The 22,322-nt window shown below is 72.9% G+C and carries 18 protein-coding genes and 1 pseudogene; 9 read left to right on the top strand and 10 right to left on the bottom strand.

The genetic code is table 11. The features are described 5' to 3' along the window. Window positions 1-3 precede the first annotated feature (3 nt). Window positions 4-1,788, bottom strand: a complete 1,785-nt coding sequence (locus OG338_RS02665) for a substrate-binding domain-containing protein (RefSeq protein WP_405935780.1) — start codon at window positions 1,786-1,788, stop codon at window positions 4-6. Window positions 1,789-1,972: 184 nt separating this feature from the next. Here OG338_RS02665 and OG338_RS02660 point away from each other — a divergent pair, with 184 nt between their 5' ends. Continuing rightward, entirely contained in the window at window positions 1,973-2,752 is a 780-nt protein-coding gene (locus tag OG338_RS02660; RefSeq protein ID WP_405935779.1) for a CPBP family intramembrane glutamic endopeptidase, read from the top strand. Between the two features lie 26 nt (window positions 2,753-2,778). Here the strand turns inward: OG338_RS02660 and OG338_RS02655 are convergent, their stop codons facing one another. Next, on the bottom strand, window positions 2,779-3,597 hold the full coding sequence (locus tag OG338_RS02655) for a PhzF family phenazine biosynthesis protein (RefSeq protein ID WP_405935778.1): 819 nt from the start codon (window positions 3,595-3,597) through the stop codon (window positions 2,779-2,781). A 129-nt stretch (window positions 3,598-3,726) separates the two neighbouring features. Here OG338_RS02655 and OG338_RS02650 point away from each other — a divergent pair, with 129 nt between their 5' ends. The 3 genes from OG338_RS02650 to OG338_RS02640 all read left to right on the top strand — a co-directional run bounded on the left by OG338_RS02650 (window position 3,727) and on the right by OG338_RS02640 (window position 6,127). Beyond that, window positions 3,727-4,404 (top strand): HEAT repeat domain-containing protein, encoded by a 678-nt coding sequence (locus OG338_RS02650; RefSeq protein WP_405940299.1) that lies wholly within the window; start codon window positions 3,727-3,729, stop codon window positions 4,402-4,404. Then, window positions 4,405-5,406 (top strand): HEAT repeat domain-containing protein, encoded by a 1,002-nt coding sequence (locus OG338_RS02645; RefSeq protein ID WP_405935777.1) that lies wholly within the window; start codon window positions 4,405-4,407, stop codon window positions 5,404-5,406. 109 nt (window positions 5,407-5,515) lie between these two features. Then, a complete protein-coding gene (locus OG338_RS02640) occupies window positions 5,516-6,127 on the top strand; it encodes a PadR family transcriptional regulator (protein ID WP_405935776.1) in 612 nt (203 codons plus the stop codon). Between the two features lie 63 nt (window positions 6,128-6,190). Here OG338_RS02640 and OG338_RS02635 read toward each other — a convergent pair whose 3' ends face one another. Next, on the bottom strand, window positions 6,191-6,379 hold the full coding sequence (locus tag OG338_RS02635; RefSeq protein WP_405935775.1) for a hypothetical protein: 189 nt from the start codon (window positions 6,377-6,379) through the stop codon (window positions 6,191-6,193). Window positions 6,380-6,525: 146 nt separating this feature from the next. Here OG338_RS02635 and OG338_RS02630 point away from each other — a divergent pair, with 146 nt between their 5' ends. Further along, window positions 6,526-7,500, top strand: a complete 975-nt coding sequence (locus tag OG338_RS02630; RefSeq protein ID WP_405935774.1) for an EamA family transporter — start codon at window positions 6,526-6,528, stop codon at window positions 7,498-7,500. Here the strand turns inward: OG338_RS02630 and OG338_RS02625 are convergent. Next, on the bottom strand, window positions 7,497-8,186 hold the full coding sequence (locus OG338_RS02625; RefSeq protein WP_405935773.1) for a pyridoxamine 5'-phosphate oxidase family protein: 690 nt from the start codon (window positions 8,184-8,186) through the stop codon (window positions 7,497-7,499). The two genes, OG338_RS02630 and OG338_RS02625, sit on opposite strands and share 4 nt — an antisense overlap. A 35-nt stretch (window positions 8,187-8,221) precedes the next feature. Here OG338_RS02625 and OG338_RS02620 point away from each other — a divergent pair, with 35 nt between their 5' ends. Beyond that, on the top strand, window positions 8,222-9,553 hold the full coding sequence (locus tag OG338_RS02620) for an aminotransferase class I/II-fold pyridoxal phosphate-dependent enzyme (protein ID WP_405935772.1): 1,332 nt from the start codon (window positions 8,222-8,224) through the stop codon (window positions 9,551-9,553). 50 nt (window positions 9,554-9,603) lie between these two features. On the opposite strand, the gene OG338_RS02615 is transcribed toward OG338_RS02620, so the two are convergent. After that, window positions 9,604-10,602, bottom strand: a complete 999-nt coding sequence (locus tag OG338_RS02615) for a DMT family transporter (RefSeq protein ID WP_405935771.1) — start codon at window positions 10,600-10,602, stop codon at window positions 9,604-9,606. A gap of 74 nt (window positions 10,603-10,676) precedes the next feature. Here OG338_RS02615 and OG338_RS02610 point away from each other — a divergent pair, with 74 nt between their 5' ends. Further along, window positions 10,677-11,606, top strand: coding sequence for a LysR family transcriptional regulator (locus OG338_RS02610; protein ID WP_405935770.1), 930 nt, complete (start codon window positions 10,677-10,679; stop codon window positions 11,604-11,606). A gap of 30 nt (window positions 11,607-11,636) precedes the next feature. Here the strand turns inward: OG338_RS02610 and OG338_RS02605 are convergent, their stop codons facing one another. From OG338_RS02605 to chvE, 5 genes and pseudogenes are all read right to left on the bottom strand, one after another. Next, window positions 11,637-13,778: a prolyl oligopeptidase family serine peptidase gene (locus OG338_RS02605; protein ID WP_405935769.1), complete on the bottom strand. Its 2,142-nt coding sequence runs from the start codon at window positions 13,776-13,778 to the stop codon at window positions 11,637-11,639. A 120-nt stretch (window positions 13,779-13,898) separates the two neighbouring features. Beyond that, window positions 13,899-14,738: pseudogene (locus tag OG338_RS02600) on the bottom strand (beta-galactosidase); the annotation flags it as partial. Window positions 14,739-14,796: 58 nt separating this feature from the next. Continuing rightward, window positions 14,797-16,044, bottom strand: coding sequence for a multiple monosaccharide ABC transporter permease (gene mmsB / locus OG338_RS02595; protein ID WP_405935768.1), 1,248 nt, complete (start codon window positions 16,042-16,044; stop codon window positions 14,797-14,799). Then, window positions 16,041-17,588 (bottom strand): multiple monosaccharide ABC transporter ATP-binding protein, encoded by a 1,548-nt coding sequence (gene mmsA / locus OG338_RS02590; RefSeq protein WP_405940298.1) that lies wholly within the window; start codon window positions 17,586-17,588, stop codon window positions 16,041-16,043. Before mmsA ends, mmsB begins: the two co-directional genes overlap by 4 nt. Before the next feature lie 35 nt (window positions 17,589-17,623). Continuing rightward, window positions 17,624-18,733: a multiple monosaccharide ABC transporter substrate-binding protein gene (gene chvE / locus OG338_RS02585; protein ID WP_405935767.1), complete on the bottom strand. Its 1,110-nt coding sequence runs from the start codon at window positions 18,731-18,733 to the stop codon at window positions 17,624-17,626. Between the two features lie 317 nt (window positions 18,734-19,050). Between chvE and araB the strand changes: the two genes are divergently transcribed. Together araB and araA are read left to right on the top strand one after the other, a co-directional pair. Then, window positions 19,051-20,757 (top strand): ribulokinase, encoded by a 1,707-nt coding sequence (gene araB / locus OG338_RS02580; RefSeq protein ID WP_405935766.1) that lies wholly within the window; start codon window positions 19,051-19,053, stop codon window positions 20,755-20,757. A 46-nt stretch (window positions 20,758-20,803) separates the two neighbouring features. Then, a complete protein-coding gene (gene araA, locus OG338_RS02575) occupies window positions 20,804-22,312 on the top strand; it encodes an L-arabinose isomerase (RefSeq protein ID WP_405935765.1) in 1,509 nt (502 codons plus the stop codon). The last annotated feature ends 10 nt before the right edge of the window (window positions 22,313-22,322 follow it).

Genomic DNA, 22,322 nt, shown 5'->3' with positions numbered 1-22,322 from the left:
CCGCTACTCGCCGGCCGCGCGGGCGCCCTGGCCCGCCGTCATCACCGCCTGGAGGATCACCGCCTGGATCTCGGCCGGGTCGGACACCTGGTAGCCGCCGCCCCCGGTGACCTTGGCGATCTCGTCCAGCTCCGCGCGGTCCGCCTCGGGCCCGACGGCGATGGCCAGCAGCGGGACCGGGCGCGTCGGGTCGGCGATGGACTTCAGCTCGTCCACCAGGGCGGAGCGCGAGATGGACCGCTCGTCCTGGTTCGAGCCGTCCGTGAGGATCACCACCGCGTTGAACTTGCCCTTCACATACGTGCGCTGCGCCTCCTTGTACGCGGCCAGCGCGGTGTCGTACAGACCGGTGGCGCCGTCCGGCACCGGTTGCAGCGCGGCGAACGCGGCGGCGAGCTTCTCCCGGTGAGTGCCGCCGCCCTTCGCGGGGTCGCCGAGCCTGGCGGTCGGCACCAGCCGGCGGTAGTCCTTGCCGCCGTCGAGCGTGGTCGCGAACTCCCAGAGCCCGATCTCGTCGTTCGGGGTGAACTGGTCGAGCGCCTGGATCAGCGAATCCTTGGTGACGTCCATCCGGGACTGGCCGCGGCCCGGCACCACCGCGGCCATGGAGCCGGAGGCGTCGACCACGGTAGTGAGCCGGGCGCTCTGCACGGTGACCGTCCACATGCCGAGCGTCTCCTGAAGCGCCTCGTCCGTCGGGGCGGGCGGCTGCGTCGCGTCGTACGGCTGGGGCGACCGGCCGCCCGCCGCCGCGACCAGCTTCTCGTCCGCCGTGCCGTACGTGGTCCGGAAGCCGTGCTCCCGGAGGGTGCTCAGCGAGCTCTCCTCGGAGAGCAGGATCATGAACCGCAGCGCGGCCCGGCTCTCGTCCGTGGACTGGTGGCGCGCGTCCACCATCGTGAGCGGGTAGTTGAGCAGCGGGGTGCCGTCCTCGGGATAGAACAGGTCCAGCTTGCCGTCGGCAGCCGACTCGGCGTTGTGGGCGAAGGCGGCCTGTTCGGAGAGGAGCACCGCCTGATTGCGGGCCGGGTTGCCCTCCTCGGCGCCCGAGCCGTCCTGCGGCAGGGTCGCCACGACCTGGGTGTCCCCGTCGGACATCCGCTGCGCGAGCAGCTTCGCGGTGGCCGCGACCCGGGTGTCGCTGTCGCCGCCCTGCTTCCCGGCGGAGGCGCCGATGCTGTTGAGGGCCAGCAGGCCGGTCGCCGAGCGCGCGGGGTCGGCGGAGCCGAGGCGTACCCGGTCGGACTCCATGGCCGCGCCCGTCAACTCCGCCCAGGTGTACGACTTCTTCGGCCAGCCGAGGCGCTTGGCGGCCGCGGGGACCGCGGCGAGGACGACCGGTGAGGTGGCGACCGAGCCGCCGGGGGTGATGGAGGTGCCGTCGCCGGCGCCCTTGGCCCGGGTCAGCCACAGGTCCGAGTCGGGGAGCCACATCTGATAGTCGGGGCTGGTGCCGCTCGCGAGCGCGTCCGCCACCTTGTACGAGTCGCGGGCCACCACGTTCACGTCGACGCAGCGCCCGTCCGAGCGCACCTCGTCCGTACGCGCCCGGTCGGCGATGGCACGTACGGCGGGGGCGATGTCCGGGGAGGCCATCATCGACAGATGGACGGCGCTCTCCTCGCACGGCTTCGAGAACGAGAGCAGGCCGCCCTGCGCCGCGACCGCCGCTCCCCCCGCCACGGCGAGAACGAGCACGGTGGCGATGGCCACGGTCCGGCGGCGGCGCGGTGGACGGTCCCCGCCTCCGGCCGCCGCGCGGTCATCGGGCAAGCTGTGACGTCCCATGTCGGTGGTGCCCCTCCTTGAGGATGTACAAGGAAAAGGGGGACCACACCATCGGCAATGGCGCTCGTCCCCCGGCCAGTCGCGCATGATCTTCGTACCTGCATTCGAGACCCTAGCGGGGCGGCGAGGCACGTGGGACGCGAATGCACAACTGAGGGCAGGTGTACAGGTGGAGGCGGGGCACGTGGCTGATTCTTATCCCCAGGAGGCCGTGTCACAACGGATTCTCCGGTCCGAGACGGTGCTGGTACTGGCGCTCTCGCTGGGGGCGAGCGGCGTATCCGCCCTTATCAGCTTTATCGGATCGCTGACGAAACCAGGGGGTTTGAAGGATCAGGCGGCGACCCTCAACAGCTCGGCCGCCCCCGGCCGCCCTTGGCTGGATCTCGCCTGGCAGCTCTTCGGCATCACGTCCGCGCTGGTGCCGGTCGCGCTCGTCGCGCATCTGCTCATCCGGGAACGGACCGGGCTGTGGGCCCTCGGCTTCGACCGCACCCAGCAGGGCCTGGACGCGGCACGGGGCGCGGTCGTCGCGGCGGGCATCGGCAGCGCCGGACTGGCCTTCTATCTGGCGGCCAGGGCCACCGGCTTCAACCTCACCGTCGTGCCCGAGTCGCTGCCCGACGTGTGGTGGAAGTTCCCCGTGCTCATCCTGTCGGCCCTCCAGAACGCCGTACTGGAGGAGGTGATCGTCGTCGGCTATCTGCTGCGCCGGCTGGGGCAGCTGGGCTGGACGCCGATGGCGGCGCTGCTGGCGAGCTCGGTGCTGCGCGGCTCGTACCACCTCTACCAGGGCATCGGCGGCTTCATCGGCAACATGGTGATGGGCGTCGTCTTCGTACTGCTCTACCGGCGCTGGCAGCGGGTGGGCCCGCTCATCGCGGCACACGCGCTCCTGGACATCGGCGCGTTCGTCGGTTACGCGCTGCTCGCCGGCAAGGTGGGGTGGCTGCCCACGCCGTGAGGCCCGGGGGGCTTCGCGGACGCTCCTTACGGGCCGACGCGCAGGTCGCCGTCCAGCACCGTGACCGCGCGGCCGGTCAGCAGGGTGCGTGCGCCGCGCAGCGAGGTCCGTACGAGACCCGAGCGCGCGGACGCCTGGAGCCCGGTCAGCTCGTCGCGGCCGAGCCGGGCCGACCAGAACGGGGCCAGGGCGGTGTGCGCGCTCCCGGTCACCGGGTCCTCGTCGATGCCCACGGCCGGGAAGAAACCGCGCGAGACGTAGTCGTACGCACGCCTCGGCGCCGCGGCGGCCGTGGCGATGACGCCGCGCCGCGAGAGGGCGGCCAGCGCCGCGAAGTCCGGGGCCAGCCCCCGTACCGCCGTCTCGTCCTCCAGCTCCACCAGCAGATCCCCGACGCGCGCACCCGTGTCGTGTACGGACAGCGGCTCCGCCCCCAGGGCCGCCGCGAGGCCGTCCGGCGCGGGCTCGGGGGTCAGCGGGGCGGTCGGGAAGTCGAGCGTGAGCGAACCGTCCGGGTGCGCGGTCGACGTCAGTGTGCCGCACCGGGCGGCGAAGCGGACCGTGCCCGTGGCGGCGCCCGTGGTGTGCAGGACGTGGGCCGCGGCGAGGGTGGCGTGGCCGCACATGTCCACCTCGGTGACCGGCGTGAACCACCGCAGCGCCCAGTCGGCGTCGCCGCCCGGCGGCAGCGGATGGGCGAACGCGGTCTCGGAGAGATTCAGCTCGGCGGCGACCCGCTGGAGGAAGGCGTCCTCGGGAAAGCCCTCGGGGCCGAAGAGCAGGACGCCTGCCGGGTTGCCGGAGAACGGGCGGTCGGTGAACGCGTCCACGGTGCGAATCCTCATGCGCCGACCGTAGGTCTCCGTCCCGGCCCGGGACCAAGGCCAATCGCGGACCGGTGGCCCCGGAACCGCGCCGGGCTTGACCTTGTCACGGTGACAACCGCTTCACTCGGCCGCGAGGAGGTGGTCCCGATGACCACGGCGAACGAGGACCCGGCCGTCACGCGTGCGCTGCGCGGGCTGGCACACACGGACGCGTCGGTGCGGCTGCGGACCGCGCTGGCGGTCGGATCGGCGCCGGACGCGCGGCTGGTCGACCGGCTCGTGGAGCGGTGTGCGGCCGAGCCGGACTTCTCCGTACGGGAAATGCTGACCTGGGCGCTCACCCGGCACCCTCGGGACCTGACGGTGCCCCGGCTCGTCGGCGAGCTCCGCTCGGAGCGCCCGCGGGCCCGCAGCCAGGCCCTGCACACGCTGTCCAAGACCGGGGACCGGCGGGCCTGGCCGGCGATCACCCCGGCCCTGCTCACCGACCCAGACGACGAGGTGGCGCGCGCCGCCTGGCGGACCGCGGTCGTCCTGGTGCCGGAGGACGAGGCGCCGGCGCTCGCCGCGGTGCTGGCCGGGCAGCTCGGGCGCGGCGGCCGTGAAACGCGGCTGAGCCTCAGCCGGGCGCTGATCGCCCTCGGCGCGGCGGCCGGTCCGGCGCTGTATGCCGCCGCCGCGCACCCCGAACCCCGGGTCCGCGAGCACACCCTTGCCACGGAGGAGCTGCGGCGCGACCCGGACGCCGGGTTCGACTTCGCGATCGAGGAGGCGAAGCGGAGGGTGGCCCTCGGGGCTTACGGTGATCCGAACGGAAGGCCCTAGGTGTTGATCGGTGAGGTGGCGCGGCGGTCCGGGGTCAGCGCGCGCATGCTCCGGCATTACGAGTCGCTGGGGCTGGTGCGGCCCACGGGGCGCAACGACGTCGGCTACCGGGAGTACTCCGGCGAGGACGTCCGGCGCATCTTCCACATCGAGAGCCTGCGGTCCCTCGGCCTCTCGCTGCGCGAGGTGGGGCGTGCCCTGGACGATCCCGGCTTCAGCCCGGCCGGGCTCGTGGACGACCTGGTCCGGCGGACCCGGGAGCGGATCGCGAGCGAGACGGAGCTGCTGAACCGGCTGAGCCGGATCGGCGCCGCCGAACCCGGGGACTGGGAGGGCGTCCTGCGCACCGTCGCCCTCCTCCAGGCCCTGGGCTCGGCCAGCCCGGGCACCCGGCAGCGGGCGGCGCTGTCCTCGGCGGGCGAGGCGCCCGTGCCGGTGGAGGCCCTGGCCGAGGCGGTGCTGAGCGAGCCGGACCCGAGCGTGGCCGGTGCGCTGCGGTGGGCCCTGGCGCGGGCGGGCGGCGGGCTCACCCTTCTCGCGGAGGGCCTGGACTCGCCCGACGCGGCGGTACGCGCCCGTGCGGTGCGGGCGGTCGCCGGGATTCCGGGCGAGGCCGCGAGCGCGCTGCTGCGGGACGCCCTCGGCCATCCCGATGCCGCGGTACGCCAGCACGCCGCGCCCGCGCTCGGTGCGCGCGGGGTGGCCGAGGCGGTCCCGACGCTCATCGGCATGGTCGCGGATGCGGTGCGGGACGTGGACGCGGCCGACGCGCTGGGGGTGCTGGCCGCGGATCCGGAGACCGCCGAGCGGATCGCCTCCGCGCTCGTCGGCCGCCTCGCCGACCCCGCCCTCGACGCGCCCGCCCGCCGCCGCCTCACCCAGGCCCTGGCGGACATCCCGGGCCCGACGGCGACCCGGGCGCTCGGGGAGCTGACGGAGGACGGGGACCGGGGAGTGGCGGTCACGGCGGTGTATCTGCTGGGGCTGCGGGGGGAGGGGTGAGCCCGGCGGTGTCCGGCAGGGTTGTCAGGTGATCGGTTCCGATATATCGTTGAGGCATCGCGACAGTACAGCGATAGGTGGAAGATCAACGTAATCAGAGGAGTACGTCATGCGTTCACATGGATTCGAGCATGGACATGCACATGGTCGCGGGCGTGGCCCGTACGGGCCCGAGGGGCGACGTGGTGCCGAGGGGCAGCGGGCGGCGTTCGGGCCGTTCGGGCCGCCGTTCGGCGGTGGGCCGTTCGGGGGCGGACGGGGCCGGGGCGGCGGCCGGGGGAGGGCGCGGCGTGGTGACGTGCGCGCTTCGATCCTGGCGTTGCTCAAGGACCGGCCGATGCACGGGTACGAGATGATCCAGGAGATCGGCGAGCGCAGCGGTGGGGCCTGGCGGCCCAGTCCCGGCTCGGTGTACCCGACGCTTCAGCTGCTGGAGGACGAGGGGCTGATCACCAGCGCGAGCGAGGGCGGCAAGAAGCTGTTCACGCTCACCGAGACCGGCCGCACCGAGGCCGAGACCGGTCCCGAGGCGCCCTGGGAAGAGGCCGGGCGCGGGGTTGACTGGGAGAGCATGAACGAGGTCCGGCAGGCCGGGTTCGGTCTGATGGAGGCGTTCGGCCAGGTCTGGAAGACCGGCTCGGCCGACCAGCGCGACAAGGCGGTCGCCGTCATCAACGAGGCCCGCAAGAAGCTGTATCTCATTCTCGCCGACGAGCACTGAGCCCCGCCGTGGGCCGGTGTGCGGGAGGAGCCCGGCGGCCTGGGCCGCCGGGCTCCTCGTCGTTCACGTGTCCGTCGTGATGGGCCAGATCCGTGCCGCGTCGAAGCGGTCGGACGCGCGGGGGTGCGGTCCGTCGTCGTGGCAGTGGAACGCGCACCAGAACAGATCCGCAGGCAGGGCGTCCAGGGGTGCGTGGACCCGGTAGACGTACTCGCGCCCGTCGAGCGCCGGCAGGGACACCAGCCAGCTCACCCCGGTCCCCTCCCGCCGCGCCGCGAACAACCGCTCCGCCCTGTGGGACGTGTACGAACGGGGGCTCGGTTGCCCCGTCCGCCGAGCCGGTACGAGTCAGGTGTCACCGGGGTGACGCTCCTGACCGCAGCTGTCATGATGTGCCGATGCACGCGTCTCAGGGGAGAAGCGCCGGCCTGGGACTCGCCCTCGCCTCGGCCTTCGCATTCGGTGGTTCCGGAGTGGCGGCCAAGCCGCTGATCGAAGCGGGGCTCGACCCGCTCCACGTCGTCTGGCTACGGGTGGCGGGCGCCGCGCTCGTCATGCTCCCGGTGGCCTGGCGCCACCGGGCGCTGGTGCGCAGCCGGCCCGTGCTCCTGCTCGGCTTCGGGCTGCTCGCCGTCGCGGGCGTGCAAGCCTGCTACTTCGCAGCCATCTCCCGTATCCCGGTGGGCGTCGCGCTCCTGGTGGAATACCTCGCCCCGGCGCTCGTCCTCGGCTGGGTGCGCTTCGTGCAGCGGCGCCCGGTCACCCGGGCGGCGGCCCTCGGGGTCGTCCTCGCGGCCGGCGGACTCGCCTGTGTGGTCGAGGTCTGGGCCGGGCTCGGCTTCGACGTGGTCGGCCTGGCTCTCGCGCTGGGTGCGGCCTGCTGCCAGGTCGGCTACTTCGTCCTCTCCGACCAGGGCGGCGGCGCCGAACCTCCGCACCCGGTCGGCGTCATCGCGTACGGACTGCTGATCGGCGCCCTCGTGCTCACAGTGATCGCTCGCCCCTGGGGCATGGACTGGTCGGTGCTCGGCGGCGGCACGGTGATGGACGGCACCGCGGTGCCCGCCTGGCTGCTGCTCATCTGGATCGTGCTGCTGGCGACCGTCATCGCGTACGTCACCGGGGTGATCTCCGTACGCCTGCTCTCACCGGCCGTCGCGGGCGTCGTCGCCTGCCTGGAAGCGGTCATCGCGACCGTCCTCGCCTGGGTCCTCCTGGGCGAACACCTGGCCGCGCCGCAGCTCATCGGCGGCGCGCTCGTCCTGGCCGGCGCGTTCATCGCGCAGTCGTCCACGCCCCGGCCGCCGTCCGGGCCGGTGGCCTCGGGGGCGGGAGCGCCGGTCGTCGCGGACCGCGCCGGCGCGCGGCTCTAGGGCAGGTACGCCGGTACGGCGATCGACGGGTCGAGGCCGTTCGCCGGGACGGGGGTGCCGTAGGCCGGGGCGACGGGGACGACGCCGGACCAGTGCGGCAGGGCGAGGTCCCGGGGGTCGTCGTTCGGGCCGCCCGTGCGGATCTTGGCGGAGACCTCCCGAAGATCCAGCCGGACGACGGCGGTGGCGGCCAGCTCCTTGGCGTCGGCGGGTCGCGAGTCCTCGGAGCGCCCCGGCACCACCTGGTCCACGATCGCGTCCAGGGCGATGCGCCGCTCCTCCGGGTCGGTCACGGTGTACGCGGTGCCGTGGACGACCACCGAGCGGTAGTTGAGCGAGTGGTGGAAGGCCGAACGGGCCAGCACCAGGCCGTCGACATGGGTCACCGTCAGGCACACGGGCAGCCCCTCGTCACCGCCCCCGGCCGCCCGCAGCGGCCGCGAGCCGGTCGAGCCGTGCACGTACAGCCGCTCGCCGACCCGGCCGAACAGCGTCGGCAGCACGACCGGCGCGCCGTCGCGGATGAAGCCGAGGTGGCAGAGGCAGGCGCCGTCGAGTATCGAGTGGACCGTCTCCCGGTCGTACGCGGCGCGGTCCCGCGACCGGGTGGGAACGGTCCGGTCCGTCGGCTCGTAGCCGGATGAGCTGTCCGGGGACGTGGTCTGCTGGGAAGCGGTCTCCGGCATTGCCTTCTCCATTGCGCTAGTGCATACTGTTGTTTGTGCTAGGAGAGTATCGGATCAGTGGGCGGCGCGCACAGGAAATCGCCGCCAGCGTCGAGCGAGGGGTCGGTTCGGGCGAGCTGCCGCCCGGACATGTGCTGCCCCCCATGCGGGAGCTGGCGGCTCAATTGGAGGTGAATCCGAACACCGTCGCGGCGGCCTACCGCACCCTGCGTGAGCGTGGGGTGATCGAGACCGCCGGGCGCCGGGGCAGTCGGATCAGGCCGCGCCCCGCGAGCACCGCGCGCGGTTCGATGCGGGTCGAGGCGCCGCCCGGGGTGCGGGATCTGGGCGACGGCAGCCCCGATCCGGCGCTGCTGCCGCGTCTGGGTGAGGCGTTCGCATCGGTCGCCGAGGCGTATGACCGCGCGCCCGGGCTGTACGGGCAGGCGGCCGTGGACCCGGAGTTCGCCGCGCTCGCGCGCGCCGCGATGGACGCGGACGGGGTGCCGGCCGGACCGGTGGCCGCCGCCTCCGGCTCGCTGGACGCGATCGAACGGGTGCTCGCCGCGCACCTCAGACCCGGTGACCGGGTCGCGGTCGAGGACCCCGGCTGGGGCGGGCTCCTGGACCTGGTGCCCGCGCTCGGCATGCGGCCCGTGCCGATGGAGCTGGACGACGAAGGGCCGTTGCCGGACGCGCTCGAAGCGGCGCTCCAGGCGGGCGCGCGGGCCGTCGTGATCACGGACCGGGCGCAGAATCCGACCGGGGCCACGGTCTCCGGGGGCCGGGCGGCGCGGCTGCGGGCGGTCCTCGCCCGGCATCCGGACGTCCTGCTCATCGAGGACGACCACGGCCACGCCATCGTGGACGAGCCGCTGTATCCGCTGGCCGGGTCCACGGGCCGGTGGGTGCTCGTCCGCTCGGTGGCCAAGGCGTACGGGCCGGACCTGCGGGTCGCGGTGCTGACCGGGGACGCGGTCACGGTCGACCGGGTGGCCGGCCGCCAGCGGCTCGGGCCCGGCTGGGTCAGCCGGCTGCTGCAACGGACCGTGGTGCATCTGTGGAGCACCGGCGCCGTGGACCCGCGCGAGGTGGCCCGCTCCTACGCCCGCCGCCGGGACGCCCTCGTCCTGGCCCTGGCGGAGCGCGGTGTGCCGGCGCACGGCCGCACCGGGATGAACGTGTGGGTGCCGGTGAGCGACGAGACGGGCGCGGTGGCCCGGCTGTTGCAGGCGGGCTGGGCGGTGGCGCCCGGGGCCCGGTTCCGTATCGCCGCACCCCAGGCCGTCCGCATCACCGTCTCCCCGCTCGCCGACGCCGACATCGAGCCGCTGGCCGACGCGGTGGCGCGGGCGGCGGGACCGGCGAGACCGATGAGTTATGGGTGAGGCGGCGGGGGCGCGGGTGAGGTGCGGTTACGGGTAGCGGCCCGGTCTCCTCAGGCGCGGCGTCTGTTCTGGGTGAGCGCGGCCCCGGCCAGGACGACGAGTGCGCCGACGGGGGTGTTCCAGCTCAGCCGTTCGCCGAGCACGGCCACGCCGGCCGCCGTGGCGATGACCGGGATGAAGTAGGTGACCATCTGCGCGGTCGTCGGCCCGACCTCGTTGACCAGGCCGTACTGGAGCAGCACCGCAAGGCCCGTGCCCAGCGCCCCGAGCGCGACGACGGCCAGGGTGGGCACGATCGGGAAGTTACCGGGGACGGAGGTGAACAGTGGGGTGACGACCGCGAGTTGCACGGTGCCCAGGAAGAGCTGGCTGCCGGTGAGTGCGAGGGTCGACGCGCCGCTGCCGGCCAGCGTCCGGCGCACGTAGATCCAGCCGACCGGGTAGCTCAGCGAGGCCAGGAGAGCCATGGCGGTGCCGCTGAAGTCCAGCCCGGAGAAGCCCTGCCAGGCGCCGAGCACCGTCAGCACGCCGAGGAAGCCGAGGCCGAGACCGGCGACGCGGCGGCGGGTCGGCCGGTCTTCCGAAAGGGCGACGAGCGACAGGGCCATGCCCCAGAGCGGCGAGGTCGCGTTGCAGATGCCCGCCAGCGTGGACGGGATGGACAGCTCGGCGTACGCGAACAGGGAGAACGGGAGGGCGTTGAGGAAGAACGCCGCCACCGCCAGATGGCCCCAGGTCCGGGCGGAGCGCGGCAGCCGTTCCCGCTTCACCGCCATGACCACCGCGAGGACCGCCGTGCCCGCGATCAGCCGGCCCAGGGTCACCTGGAACGGGGCGTACGCGTCGGTCCCCACCTTGATCAGGAGGAAGCTGAAGCCCCAGATCAGCGAGAGCGCCGCGAACCGCAGCCGCCAGTCCAGGGCCGGCCGCCGGGCGGGGGCGGGGGCGGGGATGGGGGCGGAGGTGGTGGCGGCCGGTGCCACGGGCGGCGGTGCGGCCGGGGTCGGGCATGGCTCGGGGGTGGCTCTCGGGGCGGTCGGGGCGCTCATGATGACAACGATCGCCGCCTCCACCTCGTAGCACAAGTGAGATTTCGTATGCCGCTTCACGTAGCATCGCTTACATGTTGAATCTGGAGCGCCTGCGCACCCTGGACGCCCTGGCCAGGCTCGGTTCGGTCAGCGGCGCCGCCGAAGGGCTGCACGTCACGACGTCCGCCGTCTCGCAGCAGATGGCGAAGCTGGAGCGGGAGGTCGGCCAGCAGCTCCTCGCCAGGAACGGGCGCGGGGTGCGGCTCACCGACGCGGGCCGGCTGCTCGCCGACCACGCGGCCCGCATCCTCTCGCAGGTCGAGCTGGCCCAGTCCGACATCGAGGCCCAGCGCGGCGAGGTCGTGGGGGAGATCCGGCTCGGCGCGTTTCCCACGGCCGCGCGCGGCCTCTTCCCCGCCACGCTGCTCGCGCTGCGCGCCGACCACCCCGAACTGCGGGTGCGCACCCTGGAACTGGAGCCGGAGGACGGCATCCGGGCGGTGCTCCGGGGTGACATCGATCTCGCGGTCGTCCTGGACTGGAGCAACAAGCGGCTCCCGGTGCCCGGCGGGCTGACCCGGGCGGAGCTGCTGGACGACGCCCCGGACATCGCCATGCCGGCGGACCACCCGCTCGCCGGCCGGTCCGAAGTGGACCTGGAGGACTTCGCGGACGACGACTGGGTGTCCTGGCCGGAGGGCGAATTCTGCTACGACTGGCTGATGTTCACGCTCCGCTCCAAGGGCATCGAACCGCGCATCGCCCACCTCGCGGGCGAGCACCACACGCAACTCGCGCTGATCGCCGCCGGGATGGGCGTGTGCGTGGCGCCCCGGCTGGGGCGGGGGCCGGTGCCCGACGGGGTGCGGCTGGTGCCGGTGCGCCAGCGGATGCGCCGCCATGTCCACGCGGTGTGGCGGACGGACGCGGACCGGCGGCCCTCGGTCCGCGCGGCGGTCGCGGCACTGCGCGCGGTGGGGCGGGAGCTGGACGACCCCATGGGGGATACGCCCCGGCGCTGACCAGGCCGCCGCCCCCGCCCCGTACAGCCGTCAGGCCCCCAACGACCTCCGCAGGAAGTCCCGTTCCAGCCGCAGCAGCCCGCTCGCCGTGCGGTCCCGGCCCACCAGGTGGCCAGCACCGGACAGGGGCAGCACCGTGTGCGGGCGGCCCGCGGCGAGCAGGGCGGCGGAGAGGCGCAGTGTGTGGGCCACGGTGACGTTGTCGTCGCCGAGTCCGTGCACCAGCATCAGCGGCCGGGTCAGCGACGCGGCCTCGTCCAGCAGCGAATTGCGGTCGTAGTTGTCCGGCAGCACGTCCGGGTGGCCCAGGAAGCGCTCCTCCCAGTGGGTGTCGTAGAGCCGCCGGTCCGCCGGGGCCGCGCCCGCCACCGCCGCGTGGAAGACCTCCGGGTGCCGGAGCACCGCCGCTGCCGCCAGATACCCGCTGAACGACCAGCCGCGCATCGCGACCCGGGTCAGGTCCAGCTCGGGGCGGCCGGCGGCCACCGCGTGCAGGGCGTCGATCTGGTCCTCAAGGACGGCCGTCAGCCGGTCGCCGTGCACCGACTTCTCCCATGCCTCGCCGCGCCCCGGCGTCCCCCGCCCGTCCGTGACGAGGACCGCGAACCCCTGCTCCGCGAACCACTGGGCGACCGCCGTCCACCACGTCCGCACCTTCAGCACGACCTGCATGCCGTGACCGGCGTACGGGCTCAGCAGCACCGGCAGCGGTCCGTCGCCCGGCGCGTGCCAGGACGGCAGATAGAGGCGGCTGCGCAGCTCCCGCGCGCCGGGGCTCAGGGCGAGGGGACGCGGGATGACGAGCGGTTCCTCGGCCAGGACCGCGATCCGGCCCGCCTCAGCGCCGTCGCGCAGCACGGTCACCGTATGGCCGTCCGGCGTCCGGCTGTCGAGGACCACCACCGGGCCGCCGGCCGCGGCGGTGTGCACACCGGGCGCGCCGGACACCCGGACCGGGCCGCCCCCGGCCGCCGCGTCGTACGACCAGACATGGACCTCCGTGGGCTCGTCGCCGCCCGTGAAGTACACCCGCCCGTCCACCGCCCCGAGCACCTCGCGCACCTCCAGGCCCGGGGGCGTCGGAGCGCCGCCGATGTTCAGGCCCTGGGTGTCGCCGCCGGGCTGCGCGGGTACGACGAGCGCCCCGGACGGCAGGCGCAGCGGGGTGCCCGGGCGCAGCGCCACCCAGGCCGGGTCATGGGCGCGGTGCACGGTCGCCGTGTCCCCGGTCGCCTCGTCCACCGCCAGGACGTGCACGGAGCGCTGGTCCCGGGTCTGTACGGAGACCAGGGGACCCCGGCCGTCCCAGCCCGCCGTCACCACGTACTCGAACGCCGGGTCCGTCCAGACGGCTTCGGGGTGCCCGTCACCCGCCGCTCCGGGAAGCCGGACGGCGGTGCGCTCGCCGGAGAGCCGCACGAGGTGCAGCGAGACCTTCGCGTTCGGGGTCCCGGCGGCCGGGTACGCCAGCTCGCGGGGCGGGCGCTCGGGGTGCGCGGGGTCGGTGAGAAAGCGGCGGCGGACGCCGGAGGTGTCGGTGCGGGCGACCAGGAGGGCGTCGCCGCGCGGGGACCACCAGTAGCCGCGCGTACGGCCGATGGACTCCTGCGACACGTAGTCGGACAGGCCGTACGTGATGTGCTCCCCGTCCGGTCCGGCGAGCGCGCGGTCGCCGGTGCCGTCCGCGCGTACCGTACGCAGCGCGCCGCCGGAGACGTACGCGATCAGCGAGCCGTCCGGGGACGGGCGGGGGTCCACGGCGGGGCCGGCCGTCGGCAGGCGGCGGGGCGCGGAGCCGTCGACGGGGACGAGCCAGAGGGCGCCCGCGAGGGCGAAGACCGCCAGGCGCCCCGAGGCGTCGGTGGCGTACGAGACGACCCCGGACGAGGTCTCGCGGGCGCGTTCGCGCCGGGCCCGCTCCGCCGGCGGGACCTCGCCCGGGTCCTCGTCCGCGAAGTCCGGTCCGAGCGGGTCGGCGAGCAGCCGCTCCGCGCCGTTCTCGTACAGCCAGAGCCGGCTCACCGGGTCGGTGCCGGAGGTGCCCCGGACGAACAGGACGCGCTCGCCGTCCGGGGAGACGGTGAACTGCCGGGGCACACCCAGTGAGAAGCGCCGGGTGCGGGCGAACTGGTCGGGGAACGGGTCGGCGGAAGAGCGGGAGGGGTCTGTCATCTCGACACCATGACAGGTGGTGCGACGCGCGGGCCGTCCGGGGCCCGAGGGGGCCCGGACGGCCGCGCATCAGCGCGTGGCCCCCCGCCTCCCGCCGGATCAGCCGGCCGCCCGGCGCAGTACGGCGACCGGCCGGTCGGTCCGGTCGACCAGGAACCGGAAGGTGGCGTCCGGTCCTCTGCGTACGGTCGTCTCGACCAGTCCGCGTACTGCGGGCGGGAGTTCGGACTCCACGCCGGCCGCGTCGAGCAGCCGGGGGAGCAGCCGTGCCAGGCCGGTGGTGCCGAGCCGGGTGGAGACGTACGCGGCGGAGCCCTTGCCGGTCGTGCGCCGGGTGACGGCGGGGCGTCCGGTGTGCACGCCGGTGCGGTACGCGGCCAGCACTTCGGTCTCCGGGGCGGTGACCGTGATCCGGTCGGTCCACAGGGTGCCCGTCGTCCCGTCGTCCAGCTCCGCCGTCTCGCCGGGGAGCAGCGGGCCGAATTCCTCGATGCGGAGGCCGAGCAGGTCGCGCAGGGCGCCCGGGTAGCCGCCGAGCCACACATGGTCGTTCTCGTCCACGACGCCGGAGAAGTACGTGGTGATGAGATGCCCGCCCTGTTCCGCGTAGTGCGCGAGCGCCTTGCCCAGGTCGGCCGGGACCAGGTGGAGGACGGGCGCGACCAGCATCCGGTGGCGGTGCGGGTCGGCGCGGATTCCGGCGTCCAGAAGGGCGGTGTACCGGTCGACCGCCTCCTGCCGGTAGTCCAGCAGGGCGCTGGGGTGGGAGTCCTGCTCGGCGGCCCACCACGACTCCCAGTCGTACAGGATGCCTACCGGGGCCGGTTCGCGGACGCTGCCGGCCACCGGGGCCAGCTTCCGCAGGGTGCCGCCCAGCTCGCACACCGACTGGAACAGTTCGCTGTCCGCGCCGGCGTGCGGGACCATCGCGGAGTGGTACTTCTCGGCTGACCGGAAGGACGGCTGTGCCCGCCGGTTCGGGTGAACCGGCGGGCACAGCCAGGCCAGGAGCGGGTCGTCAGGCGCCCGCCCTCCGCTTGTTCCACACGTCGAAGCCGACCGCCGCGAGCAGCACCAGGCCCTTGATGACCTGCTGCCAGTCGGTGCCGACCCCCACCAGATTCATCCCGTTGTTCAGCACACCGAGGACCAGGCCGCCGATGATCGCCCCCAGCACGGTGCCCACCCCGCCGCTCATCGACGCACCACCGATGAACGCGGCGGCGATGGCCTCCAGTTCGAAGTTCACCCCCGCCTTCGGCGAGGCCGCGTTGAAGCGCGCCGCGAAGACCAGACCGGCCAGCGCGGCCAGCATCCCCATGTTGAGGAAGACCGCGAAGGTCACCTTCCGGTCCTTGACCCCGGACAGCTTCGCGGCGGGCAGGTTGCCGCCGATCGCGTACACATGGCGGCCGATCACCGCGTTCCGCATGACGTAACCGAAGCCCACCAGCAGCACGGCCAGGATCAGCAGCACCACCGGCGCGCCCTTGTAGCTCGCCAGCAGCAGGGTCGTGACCAGCACGGCGGCGACCAGCGCCGTCACCTTCAGGACGAAAAGGCCCGCCGGCAGGGTCTCCAGCGTGAACTCGCGCTGCCGCCGCCGGTCCCGCAGCTCCTGGAACACCAGGTATGCCGCAAGACCGAGACCCAGCAGCAGCGTGATGTTGTGGTAGTTCGTCTCCGGGCCCGCCTCGGGCAGGAAGCCGTTGGCGACGCGTTGCATGCCCTCCGGGAACGGGCCGAGCGTCTGGCCCTTGAGGAAGATCTCCGTCAGCCCCCGGAACAGCAGCATGCCCGCGAGCGTCACGATGAACGACGGGATGCCGACGTACGCGATGAAGAAGCCCTGGAGCGCCCCCGCGACGGCCCCCAGCAGCAGGGTGAGCACCACCGCGACCGGCCAGGCCACGTGGTGCTCCACCATGAGCACCGCCCCGACGCCGCCGACCAGCGCCATCAGGGAGCCCACCGACAGATCGATGTGCCCCGAGATGATGACGATCATCATGCCGATGGCCAGGATCAGGATGTAGCTGTTCTGGAGCACCAGATTGGAGACGTTGCGCGGCAGCAGCAGGTCGCCGCCCGTCCACACCTGGAACAGGAGCACGATCAGACCGAGCGCGAAGAGCATGCCGTACTGGCGCATGTTCCGCCGTACACCGTCCAGGAGCAGCCGGACGACCGGGATGCCCGCCGGTGGTGAACCGCCCTGGCCCGAGGGCGGGGTGGCCTTCGTGGGGGTGCTGATGTCGGTGCTCATGACTGGTGTCCTTCGGGTGGTACGGGGGTGGTGTCCTGGGTCATGTGCCGCATCAGCACTTCCTGGGTGGCGTCCGCGCGGGCGACCTCACCGGTCAGCCGGCCGGCGGCCATGGTGTACACGCGGTCGCACATGCCGAGCAGTTCGGGCAGCTCGGAGGAGATGAGGAGGACCGCCTTGCCCTCGGCGGCGAGCCGGTCGATCACGGTGTAGATCTCGAACTTGGCGCCCACGTCCACACCGCGCGTGGGCTCGTCCAGGACGAGGACGTCCGGGCCGGTGAGGATCCACTTGCTGAGGACGACCTTCTGCTGGTTGCCGCCGGAGAGCCGGCCCACCGGTTCGAGGACGTCCGGCGTCTTGATGTTCATGCTCCGCCGGAACCGCTCGGCCACCTTGCGCTCCTCGTGGCCGTCCACCACCCCGCGCCGGGCCAGGGTGCCCAGCGAGGCGAGCGAGATGTTGCGGCCCACCGAGTCCCCGAGGTCGAGACCGTAGTGCTTGCGGTCCTCGGTGACGTACGCGATGCCGTGGGCGACCGCCTCGGGCACCGTACGGGTGCGCACCTCGCGGCCGTCCCTGAGGACGGAGCCCCGTTCGTAATGCCCGTACGAGCGCCCGAAGACGCTCATCGCCAGCTCGGTCCTGCCCGCGCCCATGAGCCCGGCGATGCCCACGATCTCGCCGCGCCGGACCTGGAGCGAGACCCCGTCGACCACCTTGCGGCCGCGGTCCAGCGGATGGCGCACCGTCCAGTCCCGGACCTCCAGGGCCGGGCGGGCGTCGGTCTCGCCGGTGTACGGGGTGCGGTCGGGGAAGCGGCTGTCGAGGTCCCGGCCCACCATGCCCCGGATGATGCGTTCCTCGGTGGTGGCCGGGTCGTTGACGTCCAGGGTCTCGATGGACCGCCCGTCGCGCAGGATGGTGACCGAGTCGGCGATCCGGGCGATCTCGTTCAGCTTGTGCGAGATGATGATCGAGGTGATGCCCTGGTCCTTCAGCTCCCGCATCAGCCGCAGCAGCTTCGCGCTGTCCTCGTCGTTGAGTGCGGCGGTGGGCTCGTCCAGGATCAGCAGCCGGACGTCCTTCGCCAGCGCCTTCGCGATCTCCACCAACTGCTGCTTGCCGACACCGATGTCGGCGACCCGGGTCTCCGGATGGTCGTCCAGACCGACCCGTTTGAGCAGCGCGGACGCCCGGCGCAGCGACTCGCGCCAGTCGATGATCCCGCGCCGGGCCGGCTCGTTGCCCAGGAAGACGTTCTCGGCGATCGACAGATGCGGGACGAGCGCGAGTTCCTGGTGGATGATGACGATCCCGCGCTGCTCGCTGGCCCGGATGTCCTTGAAGCGGCACGGCTCGCCGTCGAAGCGGATCTCGCCCTCGTACGAGCCGTGCGGGTGGACGCCGGAGAGCACCTTCATGAGCGTCGACTTGCCGGCGCCGTTCTCCCCGCACAGGGCGTGCACCTCGCCGCGCCGCACGGACAGGGTCACCTCGGAGAGCGCCCGGACTCCGGGGAACGTCTTGACGATGGAGCGCATTTCGAGGACCGGCGCGGGGGATTCGGGCGCGGCGGTCACCCCAGCTCCCCGGCGTCGATGTAGCCGGAGTCGACCAGGACCTTCCGGTAGTTCGACTTGTCGACGCTGACCGGGTCGAGCAGGAAGGCGGGCACGACCTTCTTGCCGTTGTCGTACGTCGTCTCGTCGTTGACCTCGGGCTCCTTGCCGTTGAGGACCGCGGTCACCATGTCCGCCGCGACCTGCGCCAGGGCGCGGGTGTCCTTGTACACGGTCTGGGTCTGCCCGCCCGCGATGATCGACTTCACCGAGGCGACCTCCGCGTCCTGACCGGTGACGACCGGGAGCGGCTTGGTCTTGCTCCCGTAGTCGTCGGACTTCAGGGCGGACAGGATGCCGATGGAGATGCCGTCGTACGGGGAGAGCACCGCGTCGACGTGTGCGGTGGAGTACGCGGAGGTGAGCAGGTCGTCCATGCGCTTCTGCGCGGTGCCGCCGTCCCAGCGCAGCGTGGTGACCTGGTTGAGCCGGGTCTGCTTGGAGCGCACGACCAGCTGCTTCTTGTCGAAGTAGGGCTTCAGCACCTTCATGGCGCCGTCGAAGAAGTACTTGGTGTTGTTGTCGTCGTTGGACCCGGCGAACAGCTCGATGTTGAACGGCCCCTTCTTCGCGCCGCTCTTCAGCCCCAGCTTGTCCACGATGTACGTGGCCTGGAGCTCGCCGACCTTCTCGTTGTCGAAGGAGGCGTAGTAGTCGACGTGCGGGGAGCCCAGGATGAGCCGGTCGTACGAGATCACGGGGATGTCGGCGTCCGCGGCCTGCTGGAGGACGTTGGACAGGGCCTCGCCGTTGATGGCGGCCACGACCAGCGCGTCCACGCCCTGCGTGATCATGTTCTCGATCTGGGCGACCTGCTGGTCCGGGTCGTCCTCCCCGTACTGGAGGGTGGTCGCGAATCCGGCCTTCTTCAGGCTCGCGGTCATGTTCTTGCCATCGGCGATCCACCTCTCGGAGGACTTGGTGGGCATGGCGATGCCGATGGTGAGGTCCTTCTTGTCCTTCTCCTCCTGGCTGCCTCCCGCACTGTTCTGTCCGCAGGCGGTGAGGAGCAGGGCGCAGCCGGTGGTCACCGCCACGAGGGCGGACGCGGCTCGGAAGTTCTTCATGGGCATTACCTGACAATCCCGTCGTGGCGGCGGCCTTGGTGGAGCTCGATTGTTAGCGCTCGCATCGGCGCCTCGCAAGGGGCCTCGACGTCTTTTCTTGCGCCGCCGCGCGGCCGTAACCGGAGGAAAGGGAAGTAATCGTGGCGCATCCCGCAGGTTCAACCCGTTGACCGCGCTACGCGCGGAGCCGGGTGCCGTCGCCGGACCGGTCCGGAACGACAAAAGTGCACGCAACTCTTGCCCCAAGGGATTGTGAACGCTAACAATCATCGGGGGCCGTTGCCGCCCCGCCCACCCCTGACGAGAGAGACCGCATCGTGACGCCACACGCCTCCGCCGGCCCCGCCGAACGTCACCATCCCGACGCCTGCACGGTCGGGGTGGACTTCGGCACCCTGTCCGGGCGCGCCGTGGTGGTCAGGGTCCGCGACGGCGCCGAACTCGGCTCGGCGGTCCACGACTACCGCCACGCCGTCATCGAGGACCGCCTCCCGCGCACCGGCGTACCGCTGCCCCCCGACTGGGCGTTGCAGCACCCCGAGGACTGGCGCGACGTGCTGCGCACCGCGGTCCCGGCGGCGGTCGCGGCCGCCGGGACCGACCCCGCCCGCGTCATCGGCATCGCCACCGACTTCACCGCCTGCACGGTCCTGCCCGCCACCGCGGAGGGCATCCCGCTCGCCCTGCTCCCCGACTGGTCCGACCGCCCGCACGCCTGGCCGAAGCTCTGGAAGCACCACGCCGCGCAGGAGCAGGCCGACCGCATCAACGCCCTCGCACACGCCCGGGGCGAGAAGTGGATCAGCCGGTACGGGGGCCGGATCTCCTCCGAGTGGCAGTTCGCCAAGGCCCTCCAGGTGCTGGAGGAGGACCCCGAGGTCTACGCCGCCTGCGCCCGCTGGATCGAGGCGGCCGACTGGATCGTCTGGCAGCTCACCGGCGCCGAATCACGTAACACCTGCACCGCCGGCTACAAGGGCATCCACCAGGACGGGGTCTACCCCTCGCCCGGTTTCCTCGGCGGGCTGCACCCGGACTTCGCGGACTTCCCCGCCACCCGCCTGGACCACCCGCTCGCACCCCTGGGCTCCCGCGTCGGCGGGCTCAGCGGCCGCGCCGCCGCCTGGACCGGGCTGCCCGAGGGCATCGCCGTCGCCGCGGGCAACGTCGACGCGCATGTGGCGGCCCCCGCCGCCGGAGCTGTCGAGAACGGGCGGCTGCTCGCCATCATGGGCACCTCCACCTGCCACGTGCTCAACGGCGCCACCCTCGCCGACGTCCCCGGCATCTGCGGAGTGGTCGAGGGCGGCATCGTGGCCGGCGCCTACGGCTACGAGGCCGGGCAGAGCGCGGTCGGCGACATCTTCGCCTGGTGGCTCCGGCAGGGCGTACCGGACGACTACCGCACCGAGGCCAGGGACGCGGGCGAGGACCTGCACCAGCTCCTGACCCGCAAGGCCGCCGGGCAGCCGGTCGGGGCGCACGGCCTGGTCGCCCTGGACTGGATGAACGGCAACCGCTCCACCCTGGTCGACCACCACCTCTCCGGGGTCGTCGCGGGGCTCACCCTCGACACCCGCCCCGAGGACGTCTATCTCGCCCTCCTCGAATCCACCGCGTACGGCACCCGGGTGATCGTGGAGGCGTTCGAGGCCGGCGGGATTCCGGTCGAGGAGTTCATCGTCACCGGCGGCCTGAGGAAGAACGCCCTCCTCATGCGGATCTACGCCGACGTCCTGCGGCGCCCCGTCTCCCTCGGCACCTCCGAGCAGGGGCCCGCCCTCGGCTCCGCCATCCACGCCGCCGTCGCCGCGGGCGCCCACCCGGACGTCCGGACCGCCGCCGCCGCGATGGGCGGCGTCCAGCGGCACGCGTACACCCCGGACCCCGCCCGGGCGGACGCCTACGACGCGCTGTTCCGCGAATACCGCGCCCTGCACGACCACTTCGGCACCGGCGCCGACCTCCTCCTGCACCGCCTGCGCCGCATCCGCAACGCCGCGCGCACCACGACCGCCGGCTGACCGGCAAGGACCCTTTTCTTCCAGCACAACGAGGAGCACACCCGATATGACGCTCGCCCAGCCCGACCGCGAGATCTGGTTTCTCACCGGCAGCCAGGCCCTCTACGGCGAAGAGACCCTGGCCCAGGTCGCCGACCAGTCACGGGTCATCCGCGACACCCTCGCGGACCAGCCGCAGATGACGGTGCGCGTGGTCTGGAAGCCCGTCCTCACCGACGCGGCCGCCATCCGCCGGGTCTGTCTCGACGCGAACGCCGACGACCGGTGCATCGGCCTCATCGCCTGGATGCACACCTTCTCCCCGGCCAAGATGTGGATCGCCGGCCTCGACGCGCTCAGCAAACCACTGCTCCACCTGCACACCCAGGCCAACCGGCAACTGCCCTGGTCCACCATCGACATGGACTTCATGAATCTGAACCAGGCCGCCCACGGCGACCGCGAGTTCGGCTTCGTGCAGACCCGCCTCGGCGTCCCCCGCAAGACCGTCGCCGGCCATGTCACCACCCCCGAGGTGGTCGACCGCATCGCCGGCTGGGCGCGCGCCGCCGTCGGCCGCGCCGAACTCGCGGGGCTCAGACTCGCCCGGTTCGGCGACAACATGCGCGACGTCGCCGTCACCGAGGGCGACAAGGTGGAGGCCCAGCTGAGGTTCGGCGTCTCGGTCAACACCTACGGCGTCAACGACCTGGTCACCGCCGTCGACGCCGCCGACGAGGACACCGTCACCGCGCTCGTCGAGGAGTACCGGGACCTCTACACCCTCGCCCCCGAGCTGCGGCCGGGCGGCGAGCGCCACGACTCGCTGCGCTACGCCGCCCGCATCGAGGCCGGACTGCGCGCCTTCCTCACCGAGGGCGGCTTCCACGCCTTCACCACCAACTTCGAGGACCTCGGCGGCCTGCGCCAGCTGCCCGGGCTCGCCGTCCAGCGCCTGATGGCCGACGGCTACGGCTTCGGCGGCGAGGGCGACTGGAAGACCTCCGTCCTGCTGCGCACCCTCAAGGCCATGGCGCACGGGCTGCCCGGCGGCACGTCGTTCATGGAGGACTACACCTACGACCTCACACCCGGCCAGGAGCTGATCCTGGGCGCCCACATGCTGGAGGTCTGCCCCTCGCTCACCACGGCGACCCCCAGCTGCGAGATCCACCCGCTCTCCATCGGCGGCCGGGAGGACCCGGTCCGGCTGGTCTTCGACGCGGCCCCCGGGCCCGCCGTGGTCGTCGGGCTCGCGGACATGGGCGACCGCTTCCGGCTCGTCGCCAACCACATCGATGTCGTCACCCCGCCCGAGCCGCTGCCGAAGCTGCCGGTCGCCCGCGCCGTGTGGCGGCCCAGCCCCGATCTGCGTACCTCCACCGAGGCATGGCTGACCGCCGGAGCACCGCACCACACCGTCCTCACCACCGCGCTCGGCGGCGAGGAGCTGGAAGACCTCGCCGAGATGCTGCGCACCGAACTCGCCGTCATCCACCGGGACACCACCATCCGGCGCTTCACCCGAGAACTGCGCTGGAACCAGGCGTACCACCGGCTGGCACAGAGCCTGTGACCGCCGCCGA

It is taken from the genome of Streptomyces sp. NBC_00726 (assembly GCF_045161735.1).
Taxonomy (GTDB): Bacteria; Actinomycetota; Actinomycetes; order Streptomycetales; family Streptomycetaceae; genus Streptomyces.
Note: the sequence above shows the minus strand (reverse complement) of the source record. Positions and strands in the feature narration are given on the sequence as shown.

Bases quoted from the DNA above. Each gene is read 5' to 3' on its own strand.
- chvE (WP_405935767.1), bottom strand. From the start codon at position 18,733: ATGAAGAACTTCCGAGCCGCGTCCGCCCTCGTGGCGGTGACCACCGGC.
- araA (WP_405935765.1), top strand. From the start codon at position 20,804: ATGACGCTCGCCCAGCCCGACCGCGAGATCTGGTTTCTCACCGGCAGC.
- mmsB (WP_405935768.1), bottom strand. From the start codon at position 16,044: ATGAGCACCGACATCAGCACCCCCACGAAGGCCACCCCGCCCTCGGGC.
- OG338_RS02655 (WP_405935778.1), bottom strand. From the start codon at position 3,597: ATGAGGATTCGCACCGTGGACGCGTTCACCGACCGCCCGTTCTCCGGC.
- OG338_RS02605 (WP_405935769.1), bottom strand. From the start codon at position 13,778: ATGACAGACCCCTCCCGCTCTTCCGCCGACCCGTTCCCCGACCAGTTC.
- OG338_RS02610 (WP_405935770.1), top strand. From the start codon at position 10,677: ATGTTGAATCTGGAGCGCCTGCGCACCCTGGACGCCCTGGCCAGGCTC.
- mmsA (WP_405940298.1), bottom strand. From the start codon at position 17,588: ATGCGCTCCATCGTCAAGACGTTCCCCGGAGTCCGGGCGCTCTCCGAG.
- OG338_RS02625 (WP_405935773.1), bottom strand. From the start codon at position 8,186: ATGCCGGAGACCGCTTCCCAGCAGACCACGTCCCCGGACAGCTCATCC.
- OG338_RS02640 (WP_405935776.1), top strand. From the start codon at position 5,516: ATGCGTTCACATGGATTCGAGCATGGACATGCACATGGTCGCGGGCGT.
- OG338_RS02650 (WP_405940299.1), top strand. From the start codon at position 3,727: ATGACCACGGCGAACGAGGACCCGGCCGTCACGCGTGCGCTGCGCGGG.
- OG338_RS02665 (WP_405935780.1), bottom strand. From the start codon at position 1,788: ATGGGACGTCACAGCTTGCCCGATGACCGCGCGGCGGCCGGAGGCGGG.
- OG338_RS02615 (WP_405935771.1), bottom strand. From the start codon at position 10,602: ATGAGCGCCCCGACCGCCCCGAGAGCCACCCCCGAGCCATGCCCGACC.
- OG338_RS02630 (WP_405935774.1), top strand. From the start codon at position 6,526: ATGCACGCGTCTCAGGGGAGAAGCGCCGGCCTGGGACTCGCCCTCGCC.